General features: G+C 58.4%; 16 protein-coding genes. 7 read left to right on the forward strand and 9 right to left on the reverse strand.

The features are described from left to right. Positions 1–121 precede the first annotated feature (121 nt). The 3 genes from BM045_RS05145 to BM045_RS05155 are packed head-to-tail and all read left to right on the forward strand — an operon-like array spanning position 122 to position 2,202. Entirely contained in the window at positions 122–874 is a 753-nt protein-coding gene (locus tag BM045_RS05145) for an SDR family oxidoreductase (RefSeq protein ID WP_092180246.1), read from the forward strand. A gap of 10 nt (positions 875–884) precedes the next feature. Further along, entirely contained in the window at positions 885–1,349 is a 465-nt protein-coding gene (locus tag BM045_RS05150; RefSeq protein ID WP_092180247.1) for a carboxymuconolactone decarboxylase family protein, read from the forward strand. Continuing rightward, positions 1,339–2,202 (forward strand): sigma-70 family RNA polymerase sigma factor, encoded by an 864-nt coding sequence (locus tag BM045_RS05155; RefSeq protein WP_092180249.1) that lies wholly within the window; start codon positions 1,339–1,341, stop codon positions 2,200–2,202. Before BM045_RS05150 ends, BM045_RS05155 begins: the two co-directional genes overlap by 11 nt. Positions 2,203–2,220: 18 nt before the next feature. On the opposite strand, the gene BM045_RS05160 is transcribed toward BM045_RS05155, so the two are convergent. Then, positions 2,221–3,162 (reverse strand): AraC family transcriptional regulator, encoded by a 942-nt coding sequence (locus BM045_RS05160; RefSeq protein ID WP_092180251.1) that lies wholly within the window; start codon positions 3,160–3,162, stop codon positions 2,221–2,223. A gap of 79 nt (positions 3,163–3,241) precedes the next feature. Between BM045_RS05160 and BM045_RS05165 the strand changes: the two genes are divergently transcribed. The 3 genes from BM045_RS05165 (at position 3,242) to BM045_RS05175 (ending at position 5,689) form a co-directional block, all read left to right on the forward strand. Next, positions 3,242–4,210 carry an oxidoreductase gene (locus tag BM045_RS05165; protein WP_092180253.1) on the forward strand — a complete coding sequence of 323 codons (969 nt, stop codon included), beginning with the start codon at positions 3,242–3,244 and terminating at the stop codon, positions 4,208–4,210. 68 nt (positions 4,211–4,278) lie between these two features. Continuing rightward, the gene (locus BM045_RS05170) at positions 4,279–4,863 is read left to right on the forward strand and encodes a TetR/AcrR family transcriptional regulator (protein WP_092180255.1); all 585 of its coding nucleotides are present in this window, start codon (positions 4,279–4,281) and stop codon (positions 4,861–4,863) included. Between the two features lie 94 nt (positions 4,864–4,957). After that, positions 4,958–5,689, forward strand: coding sequence for an SDR family NAD(P)-dependent oxidoreductase (locus BM045_RS05175; protein WP_244522878.1), 732 nt, complete (start codon positions 4,958–4,960; stop codon positions 5,687–5,689). Positions 5,690–5,693: 4 nt separating this feature from the next. Here BM045_RS05175 and BM045_RS19270 read toward each other — a convergent pair whose 3' ends face one another. Beyond that, positions 5,694–5,822: a hypothetical protein gene (locus tag BM045_RS19270; protein ID WP_280139430.1), complete on the reverse strand. Its 129-nt coding sequence runs from the start codon at positions 5,820–5,822 to the stop codon at positions 5,694–5,696. A gap of 111 nt (positions 5,823–5,933) precedes the next feature. On the opposite strand from BM045_RS19270, the gene BM045_RS05180 reads away from it, so the two are divergent. After that, on the forward strand, positions 5,934–6,473 hold the full coding sequence (locus BM045_RS05180; protein WP_092180257.1) for a DUF4142 domain-containing protein: 540 nt from the start codon (positions 5,934–5,936) through the stop codon (positions 6,471–6,473). A 462-nt stretch (positions 6,474–6,935) separates the two neighbouring features. On the opposite strand, the gene BM045_RS05185 is transcribed toward BM045_RS05180, so the two are convergent. From BM045_RS05185 to BM045_RS05215, 7 genes are all read right to left on the reverse strand, one after another. Then, positions 6,936–8,747 (reverse strand): hypothetical protein, encoded by a 1,812-nt coding sequence (locus BM045_RS05185; protein WP_092180259.1) that lies wholly within the window; start codon positions 8,745–8,747, stop codon positions 6,936–6,938. 6 nt (positions 8,748–8,753) lie between these two features. Next, complete coding sequence (locus tag BM045_RS05190) at positions 8,754–10,736, reverse strand: AAA family ATPase (RefSeq protein WP_139198705.1); 1,983 nt, start codon at positions 10,734–10,736, stop codon at positions 8,754–8,756. Between the two features lie 6 nt (positions 10,737–10,742). After that, positions 10,743–12,053, reverse strand: a complete 1,311-nt coding sequence (locus BM045_RS05195; protein WP_092180263.1) for a VapE domain-containing protein — start codon at positions 12,051–12,053, stop codon at positions 10,743–10,745. A 513-nt stretch (positions 12,054–12,566) separates the two neighbouring features. After that, positions 12,567–15,119, reverse strand: coding sequence for a helicase-related protein (locus BM045_RS05200; protein ID WP_092180265.1), 2,553 nt, complete (start codon positions 15,117–15,119; stop codon positions 12,567–12,569). Further along, a complete protein-coding gene (locus BM045_RS05205; RefSeq protein ID WP_092180267.1) occupies positions 15,116–16,915 on the reverse strand; it encodes a phospholipase D-like domain-containing protein in 1,800 nt (599 codons plus the stop codon). Before BM045_RS05205 ends, BM045_RS05200 begins: the two co-directional genes overlap by 4 nt. Then, positions 16,915–18,126: a hypothetical protein gene (locus tag BM045_RS05210; RefSeq protein ID WP_092180269.1), complete on the reverse strand. Its 1,212-nt coding sequence runs from the start codon at positions 18,124–18,126 to the stop codon at positions 16,915–16,917. The genes BM045_RS05205 and BM045_RS05210 overlap by 1 nt, the downstream gene beginning before the upstream one ends. Next, entirely contained in the window at positions 18,126–21,311 is a 3,186-nt protein-coding gene (locus BM045_RS05215; RefSeq protein ID WP_092180271.1) for a UvrD-helicase domain-containing protein, read from the reverse strand. The genes BM045_RS05210 and BM045_RS05215 overlap by 1 nt, the downstream gene beginning before the upstream one ends. Position 21,312 lies beyond the last annotated feature (1 nt).

The raw sequence follows: 21,312 nt of genomic DNA on the forward strand, positions 1-21,312 counted from the left end.
TGTGACATGCCGCCGGCAGATTCTTTTTTAGCCCCCCATGTCACACAAGCCTCTGGCCATCTCGTCTTGGTGCTGAAGACGTCGCCGTCCCGGCATAGCGTCCCTCAGCAAGGCCAAAAACATGAAAATCCTCGTTATCGGCGGCACCGGCCTCATCGGCTCCAAGACGGTCAAAATCCTGCTCGACCGTGGCCATGAGGTCATCGCCGCCTCGCCCAGTTCGGGCGTCAACACCATCACCGGCGAAGGCCTGGCTGAGGCCATGGCCGGCACTGAAGTCGTGCTGGACCTCGCCAATTCGCCCTCCTTCGAGGATGCGGAGGTGCTCGAATTCTTTCAAACCGCCGGCCGCAACCTGCTGGCCGCCGAACAGGAAGCCGGCGTGCACCATCACGTGGCACTTTCGGTCGTCGGCACGCAGGACCTCGGCGACAGCGGCTATTTCCGCGGCAAGCAGGCGCAGGAAACGCTGGTCAAGGCCGCGCCCATTCCCTACACCATCGTGCATTCCACCCAGTTCTTCGAATTCCTGGGCGGGATCGCCAAGTCGGCCGGCGCCGAGGGCACGATTACCCTGTCGACCGCCTTCATCCAGCCGATCGCCTCGCCCGACGTGGCCGCCGTCATGGCCGATATCGCGCTCGGCGCCCCGCTCAATGGCACGTTGGAAATCGCTGGCCCGGACAAGGTCCGCATGTCGGAGCTGCTGGCCCGGTATCTGCGCGACATCGGCGATGCTCGCGCCGTCATCGGCACGCCGGAAGCGCCCTATTTCGGCGCCCGCCTGGCCGACGACACGCTGCTGCCGCGCGGCGAGGCCCGCCTCGGCACGATTGGTTATGCCGACTGGCTCGCCAGCCAGACCCCGCGCTGAGGAGCAGGCGATGAAAGCCAGGCTGCATAATCACCTCGCCCTTGCGCCCGCTGCCATCAAGTCGATGATGGCGCTTGAAGCGGCGCTCAAGGCGAGTAGTCTCGAACCGGACCTGCTGGAACTGGTCAAGTTGCGCGCGTCCCAGATCAATGGCTGTGCCTATTGCATCCATCTGCACGCCACCTCCCTGCGCCAGTCCGGTGAAAGCGAGATGCGATTGTACCTGTTGGACGCATGGCGGGAGGCGCCGCATTATACCGCGCGCGAGCGGGCAGCACTGGCCTGGACCGAGACGTTGACCCGGCTGTCTGAGACCGATGTCGACGAAGCCGAGTATGAAATCCTCGAGGCAGCCTTCACGGCTGAGGAACAGGTTCACCTGACCCTGGCCATCGGCGCCATCAATCTGTGGAACCGGCTGCAGGTCGGCTTTGCCGTGCCCCCGCCCTTTCCCGAGGCTGATTATGACGCCTGATCAGGCCTCGGACTTATTCGAGACTCACCGGCCCCGGCTGGTGCGTCTCGGCTATCGCATGCTGGGCGGCCGCGCGGCTGCCGAGGACATCGTGCAGGATGCCTGGCTGCGCTGGTCCACGACGGATCAATCGGCCGTCAGCAATGTCGGGGCCTTCCTAGCCCGCATCGTCACGCGCCTCTGCCTCGATGAAATGAAATCGGCCCGGGCGCGACGAGAGCTGTATGTCGGGAGCTGGCTGCCCGAGCCGATTTTAGAACAGCAGGAGCCAGAACTCGATACGGACGAGCTGACCATGACGCTGATGCTGGCGCTGGAACGGCTCTCGCCACTGGAGCGGGCCGCTTTCCTGCTGCATGACGTGTTTGGCCAGCCGCTCGACGAAATTGCCACCACGCTGGGCCGCGATGCACCGGCGGTGCGCCAATTGGCCTCGCGGGCCCGCAAGCACGTGCAGGCGGCGCGGCCGCGATTTCCGGTCACGCGGACCGATGGCGATCGTATCGCCCAGGCCTTCTTTGCCGCGGCCCATACCGGCGATGTCACCGCGCTGCGGGCCCTGCTGGCCGATGACGTGGTGCTGCACTCCGATGGCGGCGGCAAGGTTTTTGCCTTCCTGCGCCCGATCATCGGAATGGACCACGTGCTGCGCATGTATGGCGGGCTCTATCGCAAGCTCGGTCCGGATTGGACCCGGTTCATTCGCCCGGCCTGGATCGATGGCCTGCCCGGCTATGTCAGCCGCGAGCGGGGCGCGATCCTCCAGACCACCGCCTTTGCCATCGAAAACGGCAAGATCCGCGCCATCTACATGATGCGCAATCCCGACAAGCTGAGCCACGTAAATGGCTGAGCCGTCAGCGGTCCAACGTCAATGCGTTGCGCTGCCAGCGGTGGCAAGCCTCAGGTCGCTGCGATAGCGTGCCGGCGAGATGCCGTAGATGCGGCGGAAGCTGGCGCCGAAGGCGCTGTCTGAGCGATAGCCCAGTGCCGCGCCGATGCTGGAGACCGGCTCGCCCCCCCGCCGCAACCTGCCCGCCGCCAAGCGCATGCGCCAGCGTGTGAGGTAGTCCATTGGCGCGATGCCGACACGGGATTTAAAGCGCGCGGCAAAGCTCGAGCGCGACTGGCCGGCCAAGCGTGACAATTCGCCGAGCGTCCAGTCGTGTTCCGGTGCGGCATGCACGGCCTGCAGCACCGGGGCGACGTGGCGATCGGTCAGCCCGCTCAGCCAGCCGGCATCCCCGGCGGAGCGCTGTGCCAGATGCGCCCGCAGCACATGGATGAAGGCCAGGCGCAGTAGGTCATTGCACATCAATTGCGCTCCGGGCGCGCCCGAATCCCATTCGCGGTCGAGCTGGTCGAGCAGCCAGGCGATCGGCGCCGCCGCGCCGCCCTTGATCACCAGGATGCGCGGCAGGGCATCGGACAGCAGCACGCCATCCACGGTATCGAGCCGCACGCTGCCCCCCAGGATAGCGAACTCGCTGCCGTCCCCAAGCCGGGCGGCCATGCTCGAGTCGGCGAAGACATCATGGGCGGACACCGTCGCCGCACCTGGCGCGCTGGCCAGATCGAAGGCGCCGTTGGTAACGACGAAACAATCGCCGGCTGTCAGCTGCACCGGCTCCTGGTCCGCCGTGAGCAGCCAGCAGCTGCCGCGACGCACCACGTTGAACTTGATATTGGCCGGAGCGGCAAAGCGAATGCCCCAGTCGCCACCGGCTTCGAGGCTGATCGAGCACAGGGCCACGGCATTGATGGTGGTCAGGATGGCCGACAGAGCATCGCTCGGCATGGTTTGGACGATCACGATAGTATCTCGGATTTCACTGTCTGTATTGTCCACCGAGATAAGCCATATGCAGGGCTAATACCAGTGGAGACCCAGCATGACCCATCTTCAACATCCCATCGGCTCGCCCTTTTCAGCCGCCAGCACCGCGGCGGAGGTCGCCAAGGGCATCGACCTCACCGGCAAGACCGCCATCGTCACCGGCGGCCATTCCGGCATCGGGCTCGAAACGGTGCGGGCCCTGGCCGGGGCCGGCGCACAGGTGATTGTTCCGGCGCGAGATCCGCAGCGTTCGGCAGAAGCCCTCAGCGGCATCGCCAATGTAGAGATCGACCAGCTTGACCTCAGCGACGCTGCCTCGATTGCCGGCTTGGGCGCGCGCGTGGTCGCAAGCGGCCGGACTATCGACGCCCTGATCAATGGCGCCGGGATCATGGCCGCCCCCCTGTCGCGCGACGCCGACGGTCATGAGAGCCAGTTCGCCACCAATCACCTCGGCCATTTTCGGCTGACCGCAGCCCTGTGGCCTGCGCTGCTCCGTAGCGGCGATGCGCGGGTCATCAGCGTCTCCTCGCGCGGCCACCAGATTGCCGGCGTGGATTTCGACGACATCGATTTTATCATTCGTCCCTACGACAAATGGGTGGCCTATGGCCAATCCAAGACGGCCAATGCGCTTTTCGCCCTAGGGTTGGATGCGGGGGGTAAGGCAGTCGGCGTCCGCGCCTTTTCGCTGCATCCGGGCCAGGTGCTAACCGGCCTAGCGCGGCATCTGTCCGAGGAGGAGATTGCCGGCTTCGACGCACGCGATGAGCATGGCAATGTGCGGGTCGATCCGGCCCGCGGCATGAAGACCGTGCCGCAGGCGGCCGCGACATCGGTCTGGGCCGCAACCAGTGCGCAACTGGCCGGGATGGGCGGGGTCTATCTGGAAGATTGCGACATTGCTGCGATCAACACGGCCGAAGCCGGTCGCAAGGGCGTTGCCCCGTGGGCCGCCGACTATGCCCTGGCCGAGCGGCTGTGGCAGGTCTCTGAGGCCATGACGGGCGTGTCGATCGGTTGATCGATGCTGCTGCGCTCCACCGCAATATAATTCTTGACTCATCAGTCCAGAATGCTTAGTTGAAGTCCATGGCAAGGACCAAAGAATTCGATCGCGACGCAGCCCTGGCCGGAGCACTTGAGGTGTTCTGGACCAAGGGCTACGAAGCTGCATCGACGGACGACTTGCTCAAGGGCATGAAGATCGGTCGCCAGTCCATGTACGACACCTTTGGCGACAAGCAGGCCTTGTTTTTCGAAAGCCTGCGGCGCTACCATAAGCTCGACAACAAGAACTTCTTCGACCACCTGGGGGACAACCCTTCCCCGCTCGACCTATTGCACGGGTTTCTAGCAATCTTTGCTCGGCGCAGCGCTGCCGAGAATGCCCGCGGCTGCATGGGCATCAACGCGACCACCGCCTTTGGCCATGCCCAGCCGGAAGTCACCGCCTTGGCCCGCGGCACGGCAACGAGCGTTGAGACCATGCTGGCGGGCCTCGTTGAAGCCGCCAAGTCGCGGGGCAAACTTTCCAAGGCCGTTGACGCCACGGCGGCAGCCAGTTTCCTCTATGCCACGCTGCAGGGACTGACGGTCCGGGCCCAGGCCGGTGCCAGTCGTGACGAACTGGCCGCGGTCGCCGACTTTGCCATGAAGGCGCTCTCAGCCATGTAGTCGCGCCTGCCAAACAACATCACCGCTCAACCTGCCCAATTCTGGACTGAACAGTCCAGAAAATGCCTCTCCCTGCATTACTAAAGGATACCACATGTCAGCCTACCTTCCCCTGCTCAACAAGCGTGCCGTAGTGACCGGCGGCTCACGCGGCATAGGCGCTGCCATTGTACGAAAGCTCGCCGAGCAAGGCGCCTTGGTCGTCTTCACCTATTCGGCCAGTCCCGACGCCGCACAGGTCCTGGTTCGAGATATCGTCGCTGCAGGCGGCAGAGCCTCGGCCCTCCACGCCGACAGCGCCGATCCGGCACGTCTGCAGGTCGCCATCCGCCAAGCGGTCGAGCGTCTCGGGGGACTGGATATTCTGGTCAACAACGCCGGAACGCTGGTCCATGCATTGATCGACGACTTCACCCAGGCCGATTTCGACCGCACCATGGCAATCAACGTCCGGGCGCCGTTCTTTGCTATGCAGGAAGCGGGGCGCCACCTTCAGTCGGGTGGACGCATCATCAACGTCTCGAGCAATGTCGCGGTGAGCGCGGCGGTGCCGGGCGCCAGCGTCTATGGCCTCTCCAAGTCGGCGCTGACCGCCATGACGCGCGCTTTGGCGCACGAGTTTGCCCCAAGGGGCATTACCGTAAACGCCATCCAGCCTGGGCCGACGACCACCGACATGACCTCGGGCATGGAAGAATTCATCATCGGCAGGGTGCCCGCGGGTCGAATGGCCAATGCGTCCGAGCCCGCGGCGCTCGTGCCTATCTGGCTGGCCCAGACGCCGGCTTCATTAATGGCGCGGCTGTCACCATCGACGGCGCTATGACCGCTTAGTACGCCACCACTGCCTTGCCGCCATCGGCGGTGAGGCAGTCGCTCAACGACGGCAGCTTTTGGATGTTGCACCGACGCTCGCTGATGACCGAAATGGGGTCGGGATTTGCCAGCATGGTGTTCACGTAACCGTCAGGCACGCTGCTAAACGTGACGGAACGTCCACGGTCGCGAAACCTTGTGGTCCCGATGCGCCAACGCCCGGCTTCCCGTCGAGTGCGCATCAAGGAGACAATATGGATCGTCGTGTAATTCTGACGGGTGTGGCTATGACCATAGCCTCTCCGCTAATCCTTCGCACCGCCGCCTTCGCCGCGATGATCGACCCCAGCGCGGCAAAGACTGAAGCGGATTTCCGGAACGGCGTCATCGGGCCAGCCGAACTTTCGCTTGCTACCAGCAAGATCGCCGTAGAAAAGGCGACCAATGAGCACGCCAAGATTTTTGCCGGATACGAGCTTGCCGAAGCGATGGCAGTTACCGAGGTCCTGCGTGATCTCGGCACCGAGGTCCCTGAAATGGACGAAAAGGCCAAGGCTACCCTAGCAAAGATTGAAGCCGCTTCGGGTGCAGATTTCGACATCGCCTACATCCAGGCACAGCTCGAAAATCATGAGTATCTGCGCGACCTGGCAGAAGGGTTCTTGGCCAACTCATCAGCTGACAACACTGACATGGCTGAGATGCATGGCCGCCATTTGGCGACTTTGTCACATGCCGTGTTCAAGGAACACGTCGATATTACGACCCGCATTCTGGCTGAGTTGAAGGCCTGAGCATAGTTTCCCCGGGCGGTGGCCCGGGGGTTACTCCCGCAGTTGCAATTTGTGGCTCTACGAGCATTTCAGCTAAACCGGACCCGTCGAGATACTTGCGGTGGACCTGAATAGTGGTGAAGTCTCTATTGGACGACGTCTGCTATTGGCAGGTTCCAGGAAGGTTTTGAACGTCCGAAATGGGGTCGAGTGGAGACCGGCGGTAATGGGGTAGAATGAAGACCACGCATGAGACGGGTTTGATGACCGTGTCTGAGGCGTGGTCCCCGTGCTCTCTGTGGAGGACGGCTAGCTGCATAGAATGGTGACGAACTAGGTCTATTACCACCGCTTATGGAGACCAACTCCGCATGGTCAGGGTCAAGCGGATGTAGCTCATTGATGTTCTAGGCTTGGCATTCATACGCAATATCGCGCAACTTGCCGCATCCAACGTGCCCACCCAGAGCCATAGCACTGCTTTCAGGGTCTATGAGGCCAAAGATGAACGACAACGCAACGTGACATCAGAGCCGCGTCCACGTCGATCTTATCTGTGGCTGTGAAAATCGTTAGGCCTGTCCCAAAGGCCGACTCGTAGGACTTCAAGAGCTCCAAGCACATCGCGCCCGGCAAGTAATCTATGTTGTGAAGCACCGTGACCGGAGGACCCATAACTGTACCGCGGTTGCGGGCTCGCCCACGGAGGAAGTCCTTCATGTCGCCGAGATCAACTATATCCAAAGTGTCTACATTGGCGATGCGGAAACCGGTCGAATGACAGCCAGCGCAATTCCCGCACACCCGTGGCGTTTCTACTGTTGCCTTCTCGCAAATGAACAATCGCGCCAATATGTCCGCCGCCCTCCGCTTTCCAACCTCAGGCTCTCCCACAAGCAGGAATGGCTTCTTGTAAGCTCGGTCGTTCTCAAGACGGTGGTCGAACGGCCTCAAGAACATAGACTTTAGCGTGGATTGCCCATCTAGCTCGGATAGGGATTCCAGCGCGTCGTAGCACTTTGCCTCTTCCCGCGCGGTGACCTCATCAGCGTCTTTGGTCAGCCAGCTTTGCGCGTTGACCAACAGCTCGGCATCACGGGACAAATATTTGAATTCGGCTTCGCCGTTGCCATATTTCAAGCCTTCGAGACCGTTGGAGATCCGCTCGCTCAAGTCCAAGAAATTGCTTCTCAACCATCGAGCGCCAGCTTCAACCAAACGTTCATGGTCCTCGTCCCAAGCATTAGCGATGCTTTGCACCCTTTGAAATTCACTTAAGAAGTAGAATAGCGAGCTTAACCTGCGATCTGGCCGCGTCCAAACGGCATCGCTGTTGTCTTCGGCAGAAGCCAGGCTCGGGGCGCGTTTGAGCAAAGCACCGAGCCAAACTGCCCATCGATGACAGCTCAGCTGAAACAAGACCCCATCGGCACCTTGCGAAGCGCTTGGCGACGGTCTAGCGCGCATAGTTGCTAGGACCAGCTCTCTTAGTATGCGCGCACCAGAAAAGCCCGTGAGAAGAAGGGTCTCGATTACCTCAAGCCGTCTCGTTTGCGCGCCAAAGATGACGTCCTCCATGACAGATTTGGATAGACGCGCTGACTGGTTAGCCTTCTCCTCGTCAGGCAAACTCCAATTAGGATTGGCCAGGAGAGCCACCGATGCTGTGTCAATGATCTCCACCATGTCGCCGGAGCGATAGCCAGCGTTCCATGCCTCTTGGGCGACGCTATTCAACTTCAAGAGTCTTATAGTGTCTTGCCCATCCGCAAGAGCCCGCACCAGTGCCGGTAAGTCGGCCCGTTTGAAATCGGCCACACTGTCAATTTGCAGCTCGTCAGCAGACTTGTCGTGCCACCAATCCTCTACGAATACCTGATCTACCAGCAAGATAGCCGAGGGTGACCCTGATGGTCGATGCCTCGCCATCTCGACCAACCCACCCAGGCCATAATCAACCTGATCTTGCTCGCTTGATTCTCCTCCATCCATCCACGAAGATAGCTCATCGCTGTCCGTGAGAACGGCGGGGCGCAGTCCACTCCGCCTCAGAGACTCCTGTAGAAACTCACTCCAGTCGAGGAATGGCACCTCCGTTTTGGAGACAAACAGTCCCTCTCCGTGTATCCGCCTCACAAACTCAGATTGATCACAGAGCACCAGTTGATTGCCACTTGCCGCGACGCCCTGTTGGATTTTCGCGAGCACGGCACGCCGAAGGTGTTCGTGCCTATATCGATAGAGCACCAGTGAGCCCAAGGCGGGCCCGTTGGCTATGAACTCTAAATCAAGCATAATCGCTCATCGTAATGGTCCTTTCGATCGGAGTGTTTGCCGGGCAAAGGCCTCAACTTCCCAGCCGGTCGTAACTTTGTCGAAAAGTCCCGCCGCAAATTTCGAGCTCAGTTGGGCAGGTCCACTTAGCTCTCCTTGGCTGAGTGCTGGGCAAGCTTGGCCCCAGTAGCGAACGCGCTCAACAAGAAGGCGAGTGGTGTAACGGCCGCTGTTTGATGCCAAGCCCGAGTTTTGCATCTTCTCGACCATGCCGATCTCAGTCGACACATGGCCAGCCAATAGCGTACGCACGATACTCCAATGCAGGTTGATGGCGCGTGATCGCGTCGTCGCGCCAAACAAAATCGTCAGGTCTGGGACGGATTTTACCCAATCTTCTATGCGCAGTAGCGGAGACAATTTTGGGTCGTCTGGATGCTCTTGCCTCGGCAAACTCACTGCGACGAAACCAATCGGGCCCAGTGGCGTGTTTTCGGCGACACGGATAGCGGCCATCGGCACCGCTGGGTCTACCAAGGCCAGCAGATTTTCAATCTCGACCACCTTGTCATCAATATGACCGACTGCTGCATCATCTGAAGTATGAGCCCCCGATTTTGGCAGCACCTTAATCAGGAAGTTGAACAGCCTCCCGCTACGCTGAGTAAAAAAAGACGACGCATTGATAATGTCTCTCGCCTCTGCAGATGTGAGATAACCCTCATCCAGATCTGCGTCGTCAGTAATTCGCTCTGCAATGCCGGATCCAACATTTGCTTTGGGCAGGACGGTCCGTACGGACACCGCCCAGTTGGCATCGATAGTGCGCCCATGAAACAGTCCCATTTTCAACTCGCACTTTGCTTCCGATGGGCGAGTTGGAAAGTCAGCCCAAAACTCCATCATGGCGCGCCAGGTTGGTGCCAGTTCGGCGATACTGGTCAGATTTAGGCGCTGAAGAAAGGCATCCGCTACCCGTTGGCGGCTTCGATTCAGACTATCGACCACAGCGTCGCCCGGGGCATCATAGCCGTTGATCGTACGCAGATAGAATGATGCGAGGTAGGATTCCACCCATTGAATTCTTTGCGCAATGGGCAAGCGCCATCGATAAAATATACGCAACACCGCGTCTATGTCGCCCTTGCCCAGGGCGATGAAATACTCCTCGAGATCATTGACCTGATCGTAACCGAACGCTTCTTTAGCCTCAGCAATTTGGACCACCTTCAACCTGCGATCCGCGACGAGCTCTAGGGCAGCAATCAAATTGCGCGGTTGGCGGCCAGCATACCGTATGACTAAATCGAACACCCCGTCCTCAACAGTCAGGCCCTCGCTATCGGTAATCCATCGAAGGAGATTATGGCAGTCATCACGGTCCAATGCGGCGACGTGCAGCCTCTCTAGGCGCGACCGAAGGGCGGGCGCGAGCTTCTCTGGTGCTGTGGTCGCGAAGACGAAAACCGGAGCCTTGGCATCGATCTGAGCCGCCTCTAGACGCTTGAGCAGATAAAGGCAGGCCTTTAGCTCAAGGCTCTGCGCTTCATCAAAAAATAAGACAGTCGGCCGATCTGGCCGTCCGTTCCTAGCATTCTGTTCGACGAACCGGCCGATCTCGGAGACGCTGCCCCCACTCCCAGGAACATCATACTCGAACAGATTATCCGGCTCGCCATCACAATGCTTGCATTTCAAGCATGGTGAACCAGTTTCAGGGTCCGGAGAAGCACAGTTGAGCGCTGCCGCGAAAATGCGCGCAAGGGAAGTTTTGCCGGACCCGACATCGCCAAACAAGAGTATGTTGCGCTTGTGCTTCTGACCGTTTGCAGTTAGCCCTCCTAGGAACGCGCAAGGCGTCTTCTGACCAAGGACGTCTTCGTAAATTTGAGGACGATAGAGGTCACTCCACTCCGCGTGTAAATCACTCATATTCGGAACCGGCATTATGCTGAAAATGTAGGATATGTATGATGTATACGCGGCGCGATGGTAATTCGCTTCGCCCACCGAAGATTACTTTCCACGAAGCGGGAAGAAAAAGCCACGTGCATGACGTTTGGGCCAATTGAACGGGACGGACGCATCCTTCGTCGCCTCGCGCATCAACCTGCCAAAGCTCTGTACCGAGGTTTGAGTGTCTTGGGTTTGCTCGCAGTATAAATCGTACAAGTCGAGCGACGGTGCACCCTGCGGTTGAAGAACGCGACCCACCGCCTCGCTATCAATGTCCAGCCGCCTGGACCAACTATGCACGCTGCTTTTGCTCTCTGACTGACTACCCCTGCCAAAGATCTCCAGTCGGACATCCGCCAGGGGCGAGGCACCGAATGGGTCGATCGAGCGCCACAAGGCTTTGAAGTCGGTGGCGTTGATATCGTCCCAGATCCCAGTGTTCCCCGCCGCTGCCGAATTGGCGCGGAACGTCATCTCGTAGAACCGGCGGTTGCCGCTTTCATCGGGAACGAGAGCGGCGACGGACATGTTGGAGGTTCCGATGAATGTTGCTCGCTGTTGGGTACTCAATTCCCGGTTCGAACGCATTCCTCGGCCTGTCACATCCTCGCCAGTGATCCGGTTCTTAACGACAGGGATGTTGTGGGCACTAAGCTTTTCCATATCGTCGACAACGAGCACAGTATGCCGAAACACGTGGATGGAACGAGGGTCCGCAATGTCGGAGAACAGAACCGACTTAGCGAGCTCGGCCATCGGCTCAACCAACCGGTTGACAAAGGTGGTCTTGCCTACACCCTGCTGCCTGCTCACAATGACGGGCATCAAGTGGTCAGGAACAGGGAGTTTTGAGAGCTTGCGCTTGACCTGATAGATGAAGTGACACAGCACCTTGGTGTTGATATCCGCGTCACCGTCTAACATTTTGGCGAGCAGATCTCGGAAAGATGCGACCGTCAATTCGCATTGTCTGTCGGATTGCGTGGGGCACGCAATGCCATCGACAATAGACTTCCTTCTATCTCGCCCATCGTCGCGCAAGACCTTGCGCAGCGCAGCATTCAAAATCTTCGTTTTATGGGGCGAACACGCGAGCAAGAGGTCATCAATAACCGCTTGTGCCGCTGGTGCGGCGGCAGTGGCAACAGTTGCAATGTCAGCAGCAGAGCTGGCGGGGATTTCAAGGAGACGGATGTCGCCGTCGCTTCCCACATATAGGTCGTTCGCTTCGAGGTAGGCCCGGATCTCCAACTCGGCAGGATTAGGTGCTCCTGCGTAAATCTGAGAATTGGTGTCGGACGACACACTGTCTGCGTCCAGCTGGACGTGATCGATAGAAACGGGGAGATTATCGTGATGGCTGGCGGCCATTTTGCATCCTGACTTGGTTTCGGATGCAGGCGGAAATTAGTTGCCTGCCCAGTATATAGAGAGCTGGCGCAAATCCCCGTAGCTGGCTGTATCAAAAAGGTAGAATGTTTCAATTAAGCCCTGCTTCTCCGAACTTAGAGATGGCAAAGGGTCCATTCTAGGAAACCGTTTCTAACGCACTTTTGGATGCCCTCGGGCTGCGACTGGCACAATTTGTCTGTCAAAACAGCTTATTGGCGAAGCGATGCTCCTCGGCCTCGAAATGAGAGACCTCCCAGTGTTGCCCAGCAAAACCCGGGATTGGGCGCAAGGCCTTTGACATCGGAAATGGCGCTGTGGAGCAGAGCAATCGGCAATGCCCCCGTGCTCCGACGTAGGAATGACTTCACCCTGTCCGACACCTCTAGAGTGTGTGACGACATGGTCGGAGTTCGAGCGTCGGCCCCATGAACGGCGCGCACGGAATTATCTAGGTGACGATGGTGAGGCGTTTTCACGCTGACCGTGGCCTAGTTAATCGCCTTTCTCCAGCCTAACGCTGGGAGGCGCGAAACGAGGCGTGGCGTTATCGATGCGATCTATAAGGGACAGTTTCTCTGCACTGTGGGCACCCGCACGCACGATATGAGGCAAAACATCGCCATGCAACTGTGCCCGCAGTTGGGACCATCGTTCCTTGAGGACCTGCCAATTGTAGTCGTCATAGGTCCCCTGGACGACAACCGGGTGGATCACGATGCGAGGCGGATCTCCAACAGCCCCCCTACTCTCCCACTCCCGTAACTCTTTCAGCCAAAGACTATCCTTGCGGTCAACCCGCCCGATTTGCTGCTCTACAACGCCAGGATTCCACTCTGCATGCAGCAGGACTACCGTACGGCAGGCTTCATGAAGGTTCAGTCCCTCACGACCAACGCGCGACTGGGCTATCAGTACCATGGGCCAACTTGCGGGCCGGTTGAACGCTGCCTGAAGCAGGCGCCGCGTCTGCGGATTTGTCGCGCCCGACATCATACGCGCAAAGTTGCCCTCGCGCCCTGAATAGTCAGCCAGATGCAATGCCAGACGCGCTTGTAAGGTCTCATGACTTTCCTCTTCGTCGTCGCCCGACAATTCCCCAATCAGTGCCTTAAATAGCATCAGTATCTCATCGCCAGTCCAAGGATGTGCTGACGACGGACGACGAGCATCTAGCGCCTCAAGCAGAGAGCCGATGTCGCCGTGTAGTTCCTGAGCTGGATCTGGGGCCAAGAAGCGCACCAATAGTGCTGCCAACGCGTCATGCTCGGCCAGCATTTCGATTTCACGATGTAAGCGCGCTAGCTCCGAACGCCTGGCATTGGACCATTCGCCATATCTCGTAGCCAGAATGGCATCGATGGCTGCGATCCCTGCTGCTGGTGCCGCCAATTCTTGGTCCCGTGCCGCAGCCAATACTGCGGCAATGCTCTCCTTATGGACAGACTTGCCAGGCCAATGCTGCCCATCGCGCAACCGTCGGAGCATTTCTCGAGCGTCTAGCAGCTTGGTGAGGGCGTCCATCGGCTTAATGAACCGCCCAAACACGAGCACCTTCTCGCCGCGCGTAGCGTAGCCCTCAATCAGCCGCGTCGCAGCCAAAATTGCCGGGTGATCGTAAATATCACCGGCGTCCTTACCGAACGCATCTAGCCAAACTTCGTGAGTACCCTCATTGCCTTCATCTTGGCTCAGAGGCGTGTCGGCATCCTCGTCGCTCGATAGGCCAAAGCCATATCCCTGTGCCACCGAAATCCTGGCTCGTTTAATGCGCTGATCGTCTTGCGGTAAAAAAGACAATGCCTCCGCAGCGCAAAACCGTCGGAGCCAATCGATTGTGAAGCCCTCATTTTTCGGCACAACGATCAAGTCCTTCACAAGACGATAGTCTCCGAAGCGATCTTGGAAGGATTGGAACTCGGGATCGTCACGCTTGTCGCGCCGTATGACGAAGGGCTGCAGTGCTCGACGAAACTCTGTCGCTGCGCTTTCGAATGCCGAGGTAAGCGGGTTGTCCAGCTCCTCCCGCTTGATGCGCTGGACACTTTCAACGTAACCGCGGATCCACTTTGCCAGTTCGCCCAAATCAGACACGTCTCGATCATCGTCGCGGCCGCTTATTCTCTCCAGCGTGTTGACCCATTGGTCTGCTTCCAACTCGACCGGTGTCGCGGTCATTCCTAAGCGGAATGGATCCGAACCCTCCCATGTCACCGGGCCCAAAATGTTGGATAAGCTGGAGTCGCTTCCGCGCGATTTGTGGGCCTCATCGACCACCACCAAGTCGAACTGACCTAAAGCGTAGCCGATCAGCGGCAAGATTTTGCGCTTATATTCAGCGGCCGATAGCCACTTCTGATCACCAGATAGATCGCACTCTAGCGCATGTTTCGTGATCGCCTCGGCGATCACTTCAGCTGCCCTGCGGCTCGCGCGAACAAGCTCAATTTCGTTGTTGTAGAAATTGCCGCGTACAAAGTTGCGGCGCCGCCCCTCAAGAAGACGAGCTACATTTGGCAACAGCTCCCGTCGCCATCCATGAGCCGCATTTTCACCGCCATGAGGAAATCGCATCGCCGCGAAGGTGTGAGAAATCATCACAACGCTCTCGCTGCTCCAGTCATTTTCTGGGAGTTCCCGTTGCTGCCGCCGATCGTTCATCCACTTTTTGTGGTTTTCGATACGCGTCGCATTACCCTCAGGATCTCCATCGCGCAGATAGCCCGAGATGAAGCTATAGTAACTGCGCAGCGGCAAAAGCGTGCGGTCGTCTTGTCTAAAGCGACGAAGCTCCTTTTGCCATTGAACGCCCAACCCTGCTGGCAGAACGATGGCGGAGCGACCACCAGCGCGTCGCACTGCTTCGATGAGCGCAACAGCGATCCGCGTCTTGCCCATACCCACCTCATCGGCCAGCAGAGCAGCGCGTTGGCCCGCTCGAATCCGGCGTGCGAGTTCGGCCAAGGTTGACCTTTGACCAAGGTCCAGCAGCTCAGTTTGCTGCACTGCAAACGCATCTAGTTCTTCGGCGACAGTCTCCCAATTCATTTGTGATCTGCCTCCCTGTCCCAAAGCGATGGACATGACGCGAGGCCCCAGACCTGCTTTACATCTGCAAGTGCCGCACGAAGGATCGTGTCTTGGGTTCGCGGTGGCCTCATGCGCGGATCCGCCAAAATAGAAAGCGGGTCTGCGCCGGCGCTGCGGAAAAACTCCAGCATCGCATGCTCTGTTTTTACGATGTCGCTCAGATTGCCACGCAGCTCACGACACCAGCGCTGCCAGTCTCTTTGATCAACGCGCTTTTGCGCCTCGCTGATTTTGACCAAGAGATGCATCATCCTCCGAATAGCATATGCGGATTCTGGAGCCCCTGCTGATGGCTGATCAGTCACAATCGGCTCTTCCCCCTCTGGGGCATCATCCGGTCGATCTATCTCCTGGGGTTCAGGAAATGTTGCCAGACCCGCTAAGATATCTTCGACAGTAAGCTCTGATCGACGCGGCACAACCAAGACACCCTCCGCAATGACCGGCAGACGCCAACCACCATGCGCCAACGTCACAATGGACGGCGGGGGGCCAGGCCATTCACACGGCGTGCAAACCACTTGATTTCCCGCGTCTACGACATCGATCTCAGCACCATCGGGGCCCATGAGCACCCCATCGCGCCAAACCAACCAAGATACAGGTGGTTGCTCTGTCGGCTCTTCGGGAGAAACAAAATCGTCGCCCGGCCGTAGCGCCTTCAAGGTCACTGTGTTTTCGAACTGCAACGGAAGCATTATGGAAATGCCGGCCTTGCCACGCCAGGTGGCGTTGTCTGGTAGATCAATGACGACGCCAGCCTCAAGATTACCACCTGAGCTGGCTGCTGTTTCAAACCCCACCCGACTTAGGTTGCCCGATCCCAGGTACAGCTTGCCCTTTACTTCCTCGTTGGCGTTAAGTTTGGCGACCAGAACAAATTTTGCATGAAGTTTTCCGTCCTCGCCATGCTTCTCCGAGAATGCCCGTCGCAACGCCCAGCCACGACCTGTGAGTGCTGTGGCTCGTTCGGCAATCCCTTGGCAGGACAGTGGGTTGAGAAATAAATCGAGCGTAGCATTCTTGGTCAGCGCCTTGTCCTTAACGAACGCTTCACGCAACCGCTCAAGCAAACCAGCATCGCCGTCGCCAGCGGCTTCGAAGTAACCGGAGCCGACGATCAAACGGTTCGCCTTCGTTAGACCGCTCACTCGCTCAGTCACCTGGGACAGGAGAGGTTGCGTTCTGCTGTCAACGAAGCGAGGCGCCAAATCGGTCTTGGGCAGCAACGCAACGGCGTCAGCGAGCAAGCTATCGGGTCGATGCCCATCATACTCCTGTTCAATCAATGAACAGTCGGCCCTTCGTCGGAGCCATGAGAACATTTTCCAGGCCGCCTGAACATCAGAACAGTCTTGGTCGCTAGGTTGCGCGAGATCGACATCTATCGACCAGAACAGATCAATGCTGTCGGTCAATGGGTCCTGGGTCCAATTGCCCGTACTGACCACCAATCGGATGACATATCCCCGGCCCTCTCGCTTCCGAAAGCCAAGCAGTGCCACCTTGGCATGAAGCAAGTTGTATCCTCGCTTCTCCAACCGCATCCACATCCACGCCAGACCCGGTATGTCAGACTGTGCATCTATCGTGGGATGGATGAAAGCCGCGAGCGCAGGCCGAGCAACCTCACCTGAGAATGTGCGCTTGATCTGATCCAAGACTTGCTTAGTTGCCGTAAAGCCGGTGATGAAGCCAAAATCGCCAATACAGTCCTCTGGCGGCATGAAGAGCGTATAAAGGGTTGTTTGCATTACGCAATTCCCTCATGCCGAGTAACACCTGGATTGGCTTTCCCAGATAGCTCCGTGGCTAAGCAATGAAGGTTGTACAGCCGAAAGAGCTGCGGGGCGAATACATCATCTTTCGGCGGAATACCTTCCTCTCCAAGCTCATCATTTCTTTTAAGCTCGCCGGCCGCTGCCCCCAATCGCAACTGGTCGCCGTGCCAGCGAATGACCGTTCCATCGCGCTCTGCTAATCGTCGCACAAGGTGTGGTGGATCAAGGCTGGCGAGCTCGGCGAGGAAAGCCTTACTAACTGGCTCGTCTGCGCCTCTGACGCGATCACCAAGGCGATCCGTTAGACGACCTAGTGCCTCAATTTCCTCTTCAGCGGCGGACGCAGCTTGTTCCTCCGATAGCCGAACCGCTTCGTTGTCGTCGCGAAGCTTCAAGAGCCGCTGCTCAAGGCGATCAAGAACAGACAGTGCCGCATCCCGGATTTCCATGAATGCCGCGCCACCGCGCAAGTCGCGCCAATGGTCGTCGTCAACACCAGGCGGTGGCCGCGTGTTTTCAAGCTGCTGCGAGGAAGGGCCGGTTCCCAACGAGACCAAATTGCGCCTGCGCGTACTGGCCTGATCTTCCCCATCGATAAGCCTTGCGAGGATCAATTTTCGCACTTCAGGGCGAACATCTTCGGTCGGGCTTATCGCGGCTATGACTTCGCTAAGTCCACGCGGGTTCTTGCCGTTAGCCCAGGCGAGCAACGTATCACGGTAGTGTTCTACAATCGGCAACTCGAGCATCCGCTTGCCGGCCGTGTGAAGCTGGAAAGCGCCATAGCGGCTGCCTTGCGCAAACCCCAAAGCGACCAACGGCTGGACCATAGCCATACGGATTGGTTGAACGACATAAGTGCCGCGCTTACGAAGCTTCTCAAAGCTCCAGTCAGTCAGTCCCTGCAGCTTACGCTTTCCGCGCACACGCCGATCAATCGGACCGTCCTTGGCTTGACTCATAGCCAGAGCTTCGATGGCGTTTCCAACGGGTAGCGCAGGTTGCTGAAGCTTCTCAGCAATCGAGACCGCTACTACAGACCACACGACGGGCATGGCGAACCACATGCCACCCAAACCCGGAACGGCGGCGTCGTTGAAATAACGAACTGCTGCGCCAAGCTCCAAATTCTGCTGACGTCGCTGCGAAATAACCGCATCCGGCGACAAAATTCCCCAAGCCACTATTTCAGTCCCATTGTTTGCGGATGAAGCCCAACCGCCGCAAAGTCGACGACTTCCAGCGTGCCTTGATCGACCCAATGAATGGCGACCTGCTGAAGCGGCTGATTGGGCATCAGCTGAGAGACAATTCGCCCATAAGCTGCGAGCTGTGGCCAATACCCACCAAGCCCAGTCCCTGCTCCTCCGGTCTTATGATCGATCAAAATCGAGCCGGCGGCATTGGTGGCCAGCAAATCGATCACGCCTGGGATTTCAGCCCCTCCCGCCGTGCGCCCGAGAAAAGGCACCTCACATTCAAACTGTTTGTAACCTTTAGCTTCGAGCCAAAGTCTGATGGCCTCTGCGCGCTCACTGACGAGCCCCAAGACCTCCGAACTAAGCCCCGTCGCTTCAGCCAGCGCTGGCCCCAGGTCTGGCCGTGTCAAATATGTCCTCAGTGCTAAATGCAACACGGTGCCCCGATCTATGTCGTTTGTGGACTTCGCCCACGGTTCACCCAACACAACCGCGTGGCTCTCTGGGACGTAGCCCAACGAAGACGATTGGGAGGGCTGAAGTCGCCATGGCGTTAGACTGATCGAGGGCAAAGGCGTAGCGCGACCCATCTCGGGTAGGCCCGTGGCTTGCCGCGCAACATATGCGGTAAAGCCAGCCTGCTCTGGAAGGTTGGTGATCAAAGCAGCGCACTCAACGTCGCCGATAGCAAGACTATTTGCCTTACGGCGTGGCCGGCATGCGTCCTCGAAAACGTGAAACAGGGCGCGAGCCAGCTGGGCGTCGTCCTCGCGGTCCTTCATAAACCCTGGCCATTCAAGGATTAGCCTATCCCTAGCCCTCGTCAGCGCTACATAGAGTAAGTTCCGTGCGTTGGTCTCAAAATCACCTCGGCGATCTTCGACAAACCGAGTTTGAGCCTCTGGGGCAACCATCGTCGGAGTATGGATCAACTGCGCTGACTCAAGGACAGCAGCTATGTCGTTGATATTGTCCAGCGCTTCAAATCGCGTCGAGGATGTCCCCGGTCGCTCCTCAATGCCGTTGTCAAATTCCGCTACAACGGTGATCGGCCACTCTCGCCCTTTAGAGGCATGCCAGGTCACTATCTCAACAGCATCCGCACCGATGGACGATGGGTCCGGACGGCGATCAAAGTCACGCTCACCTCCCTGCGCATCCAGCCAGCCCAGAAAGACTTTTGCAGTCTCCCCGTGAAATCCCGAGGCAGCCTTGAGATCTCGGTGCGCAGCTTCAAACGCTTCAGCCTCGGCCTGAAGGCGGAGCAAGTCGGCACGACTTTGGGACCCATCAACAAGCGACGCTGCCCAGCGGTAGACTGCTGACGCTTCAAGAACGAGTTCCAGAGCCACAGAAACTGGCACTCCAACCAGCCGATCCGAAAGCTCAGCAAGGCGGACGAGAACTGGATCCTCGCGCAACGTTCCATCAGCCAGGTCCGACACTGCCTTTTGTAGGTCCAACGGATCGGGACCTAGCGTACGCAACACCAGTGCTGCGTGTGTGTCAGATGGATTTGCAGCAAAGCTCAGCGCGGCCCGCGCAACTTGGATTATGAGGCTTCCTGCCCAACCATCTTCTGCAATTCTGACCGGAACGCCCCGGGCCCGCAATTCTTGGGCATATCGCATAGCTGTAGAATGACGGCAGACAAGCAACGCTATGTCTGAAGGTTTCGCTGGGCGCTCAGCTTGCGTCGTTCTATCGGTGACCAGTTCCCCATTGTTGAGAATCTGAACGATGCGTTCAGCCACATGCTCTTGCGGCTTTGCGAAAGCCTGAACATTTCGACCTTTGCTCGCGTAAAGAACTTCTAGCGCCGGGCCGTCGACGGCGCTGCGGGTTGGCTCGAGTCGGTTGTATCCGCTTCCAAACAACCCAGCGCCCATGGAATTGATGAACTCCATCATCGCAGGCGTTGAGCGCCAATTTGAACCAAGTGGCTCAGTCGCATCCGGGTTGGTCGCCGCCAGAGCTTGCGACAATCTTGGATCGGCTCCCTGAAAGCCCATAATGGACTGCTTCACATCGCCAACGAGCAAACTGCGGGGCGCCCTTGAACCCAATTGCCAGAGCAAGGCGAACTGAACAGGATTGGTGTCCTGGAACTCATCGATGATGACGCAGTCAATCTCACCCAACACCGCGTCGCGAACCAAGCTATTCGTTCGCAACAGCTTTTCGGCACCTGTGATCATGTCAGCAAAATCTATGAGACCGAGCGCTTTCTTGCGCGCCTCATATGCAGTCATCACCTCTTGGGCGCACGATACCAAGCATTGAAGATGGAGCTTTGCGTCCTCGAGCGGCCCTGGATGACTTGGCAGGACATCAGCGGCGGACATAATCGTCGTTGCCAATTCATCGTAACCAGGCGGGGTTTTGCTACTCCTGTTTGATAGGAACAGGTTGCGGAGGCTTTGCCAGATCGTCCAATCGCGATCGAGCAGGTCTGGCGATCGAACCACCCGTGCAAAGAGCTGGGCTTCCTTATCGAGCCGTTCTCTCGGGGTTTTTGCCGTCACGGTTTCCATGCCGCCATTCGGAAAGGCGGTGGTCATTGCCCGGACGCAAGAATGAAGAGCTGCCGCTGCTGCACTAGCGTCACTCAAAACGGGCCCATACAATGCGTCAAGTCGCGTTAGTGCGGGCGCGGTAATGTGTGGGGATCGCCCGTTATCGCCCAGACCTCGGAGCAAGTCGATCATCGACAAAACTCTGCCGCGTAGGGCATCCTCGATTGTATCGCCCGACTGCCAATTGGCTTGGTATCCGAAGCGGGCTGGTTCCGCCTTTATCGGATCAAGGGCCGTGGCATGAGCAAGACACTGGCGAATCAGTAGATCCCGCTCAGCATCACCGAGATGGCGCGGCTGGGGTGATGCGCCTGCCGCCAAGGCATGCTCGCTCAGCAGTCTCAGCCCTAAACCGTGGATGGTTGACACATAGGCGCGCTCAACGGCCATTGCCTCCGTCACCAGACCATCAGCCAGCAAGCCCGACCGAATGCGTTCACGTAACTCGCTAGCAGCAGCCTCAGTGAACGTCACAGCCAAGATGCGGTCAGGGCGAACGACTCCGCGCTTCACCCAGTTTGAGAGCTGCGTCTTGATGCGATGCGTTTTGCCTGCCCCAGCGCCGGCCGGGACAATGGTCAGTCCTTGATCCATA

Origin of the sequence: Devosia sp. YR412 (assembly GCF_900110945.1) — a bacterium.
In the GTDB taxonomy this organism is placed as follows: Bacteria; Pseudomonadota; Alphaproteobacteria; order Rhizobiales; family Devosiaceae; genus Devosia.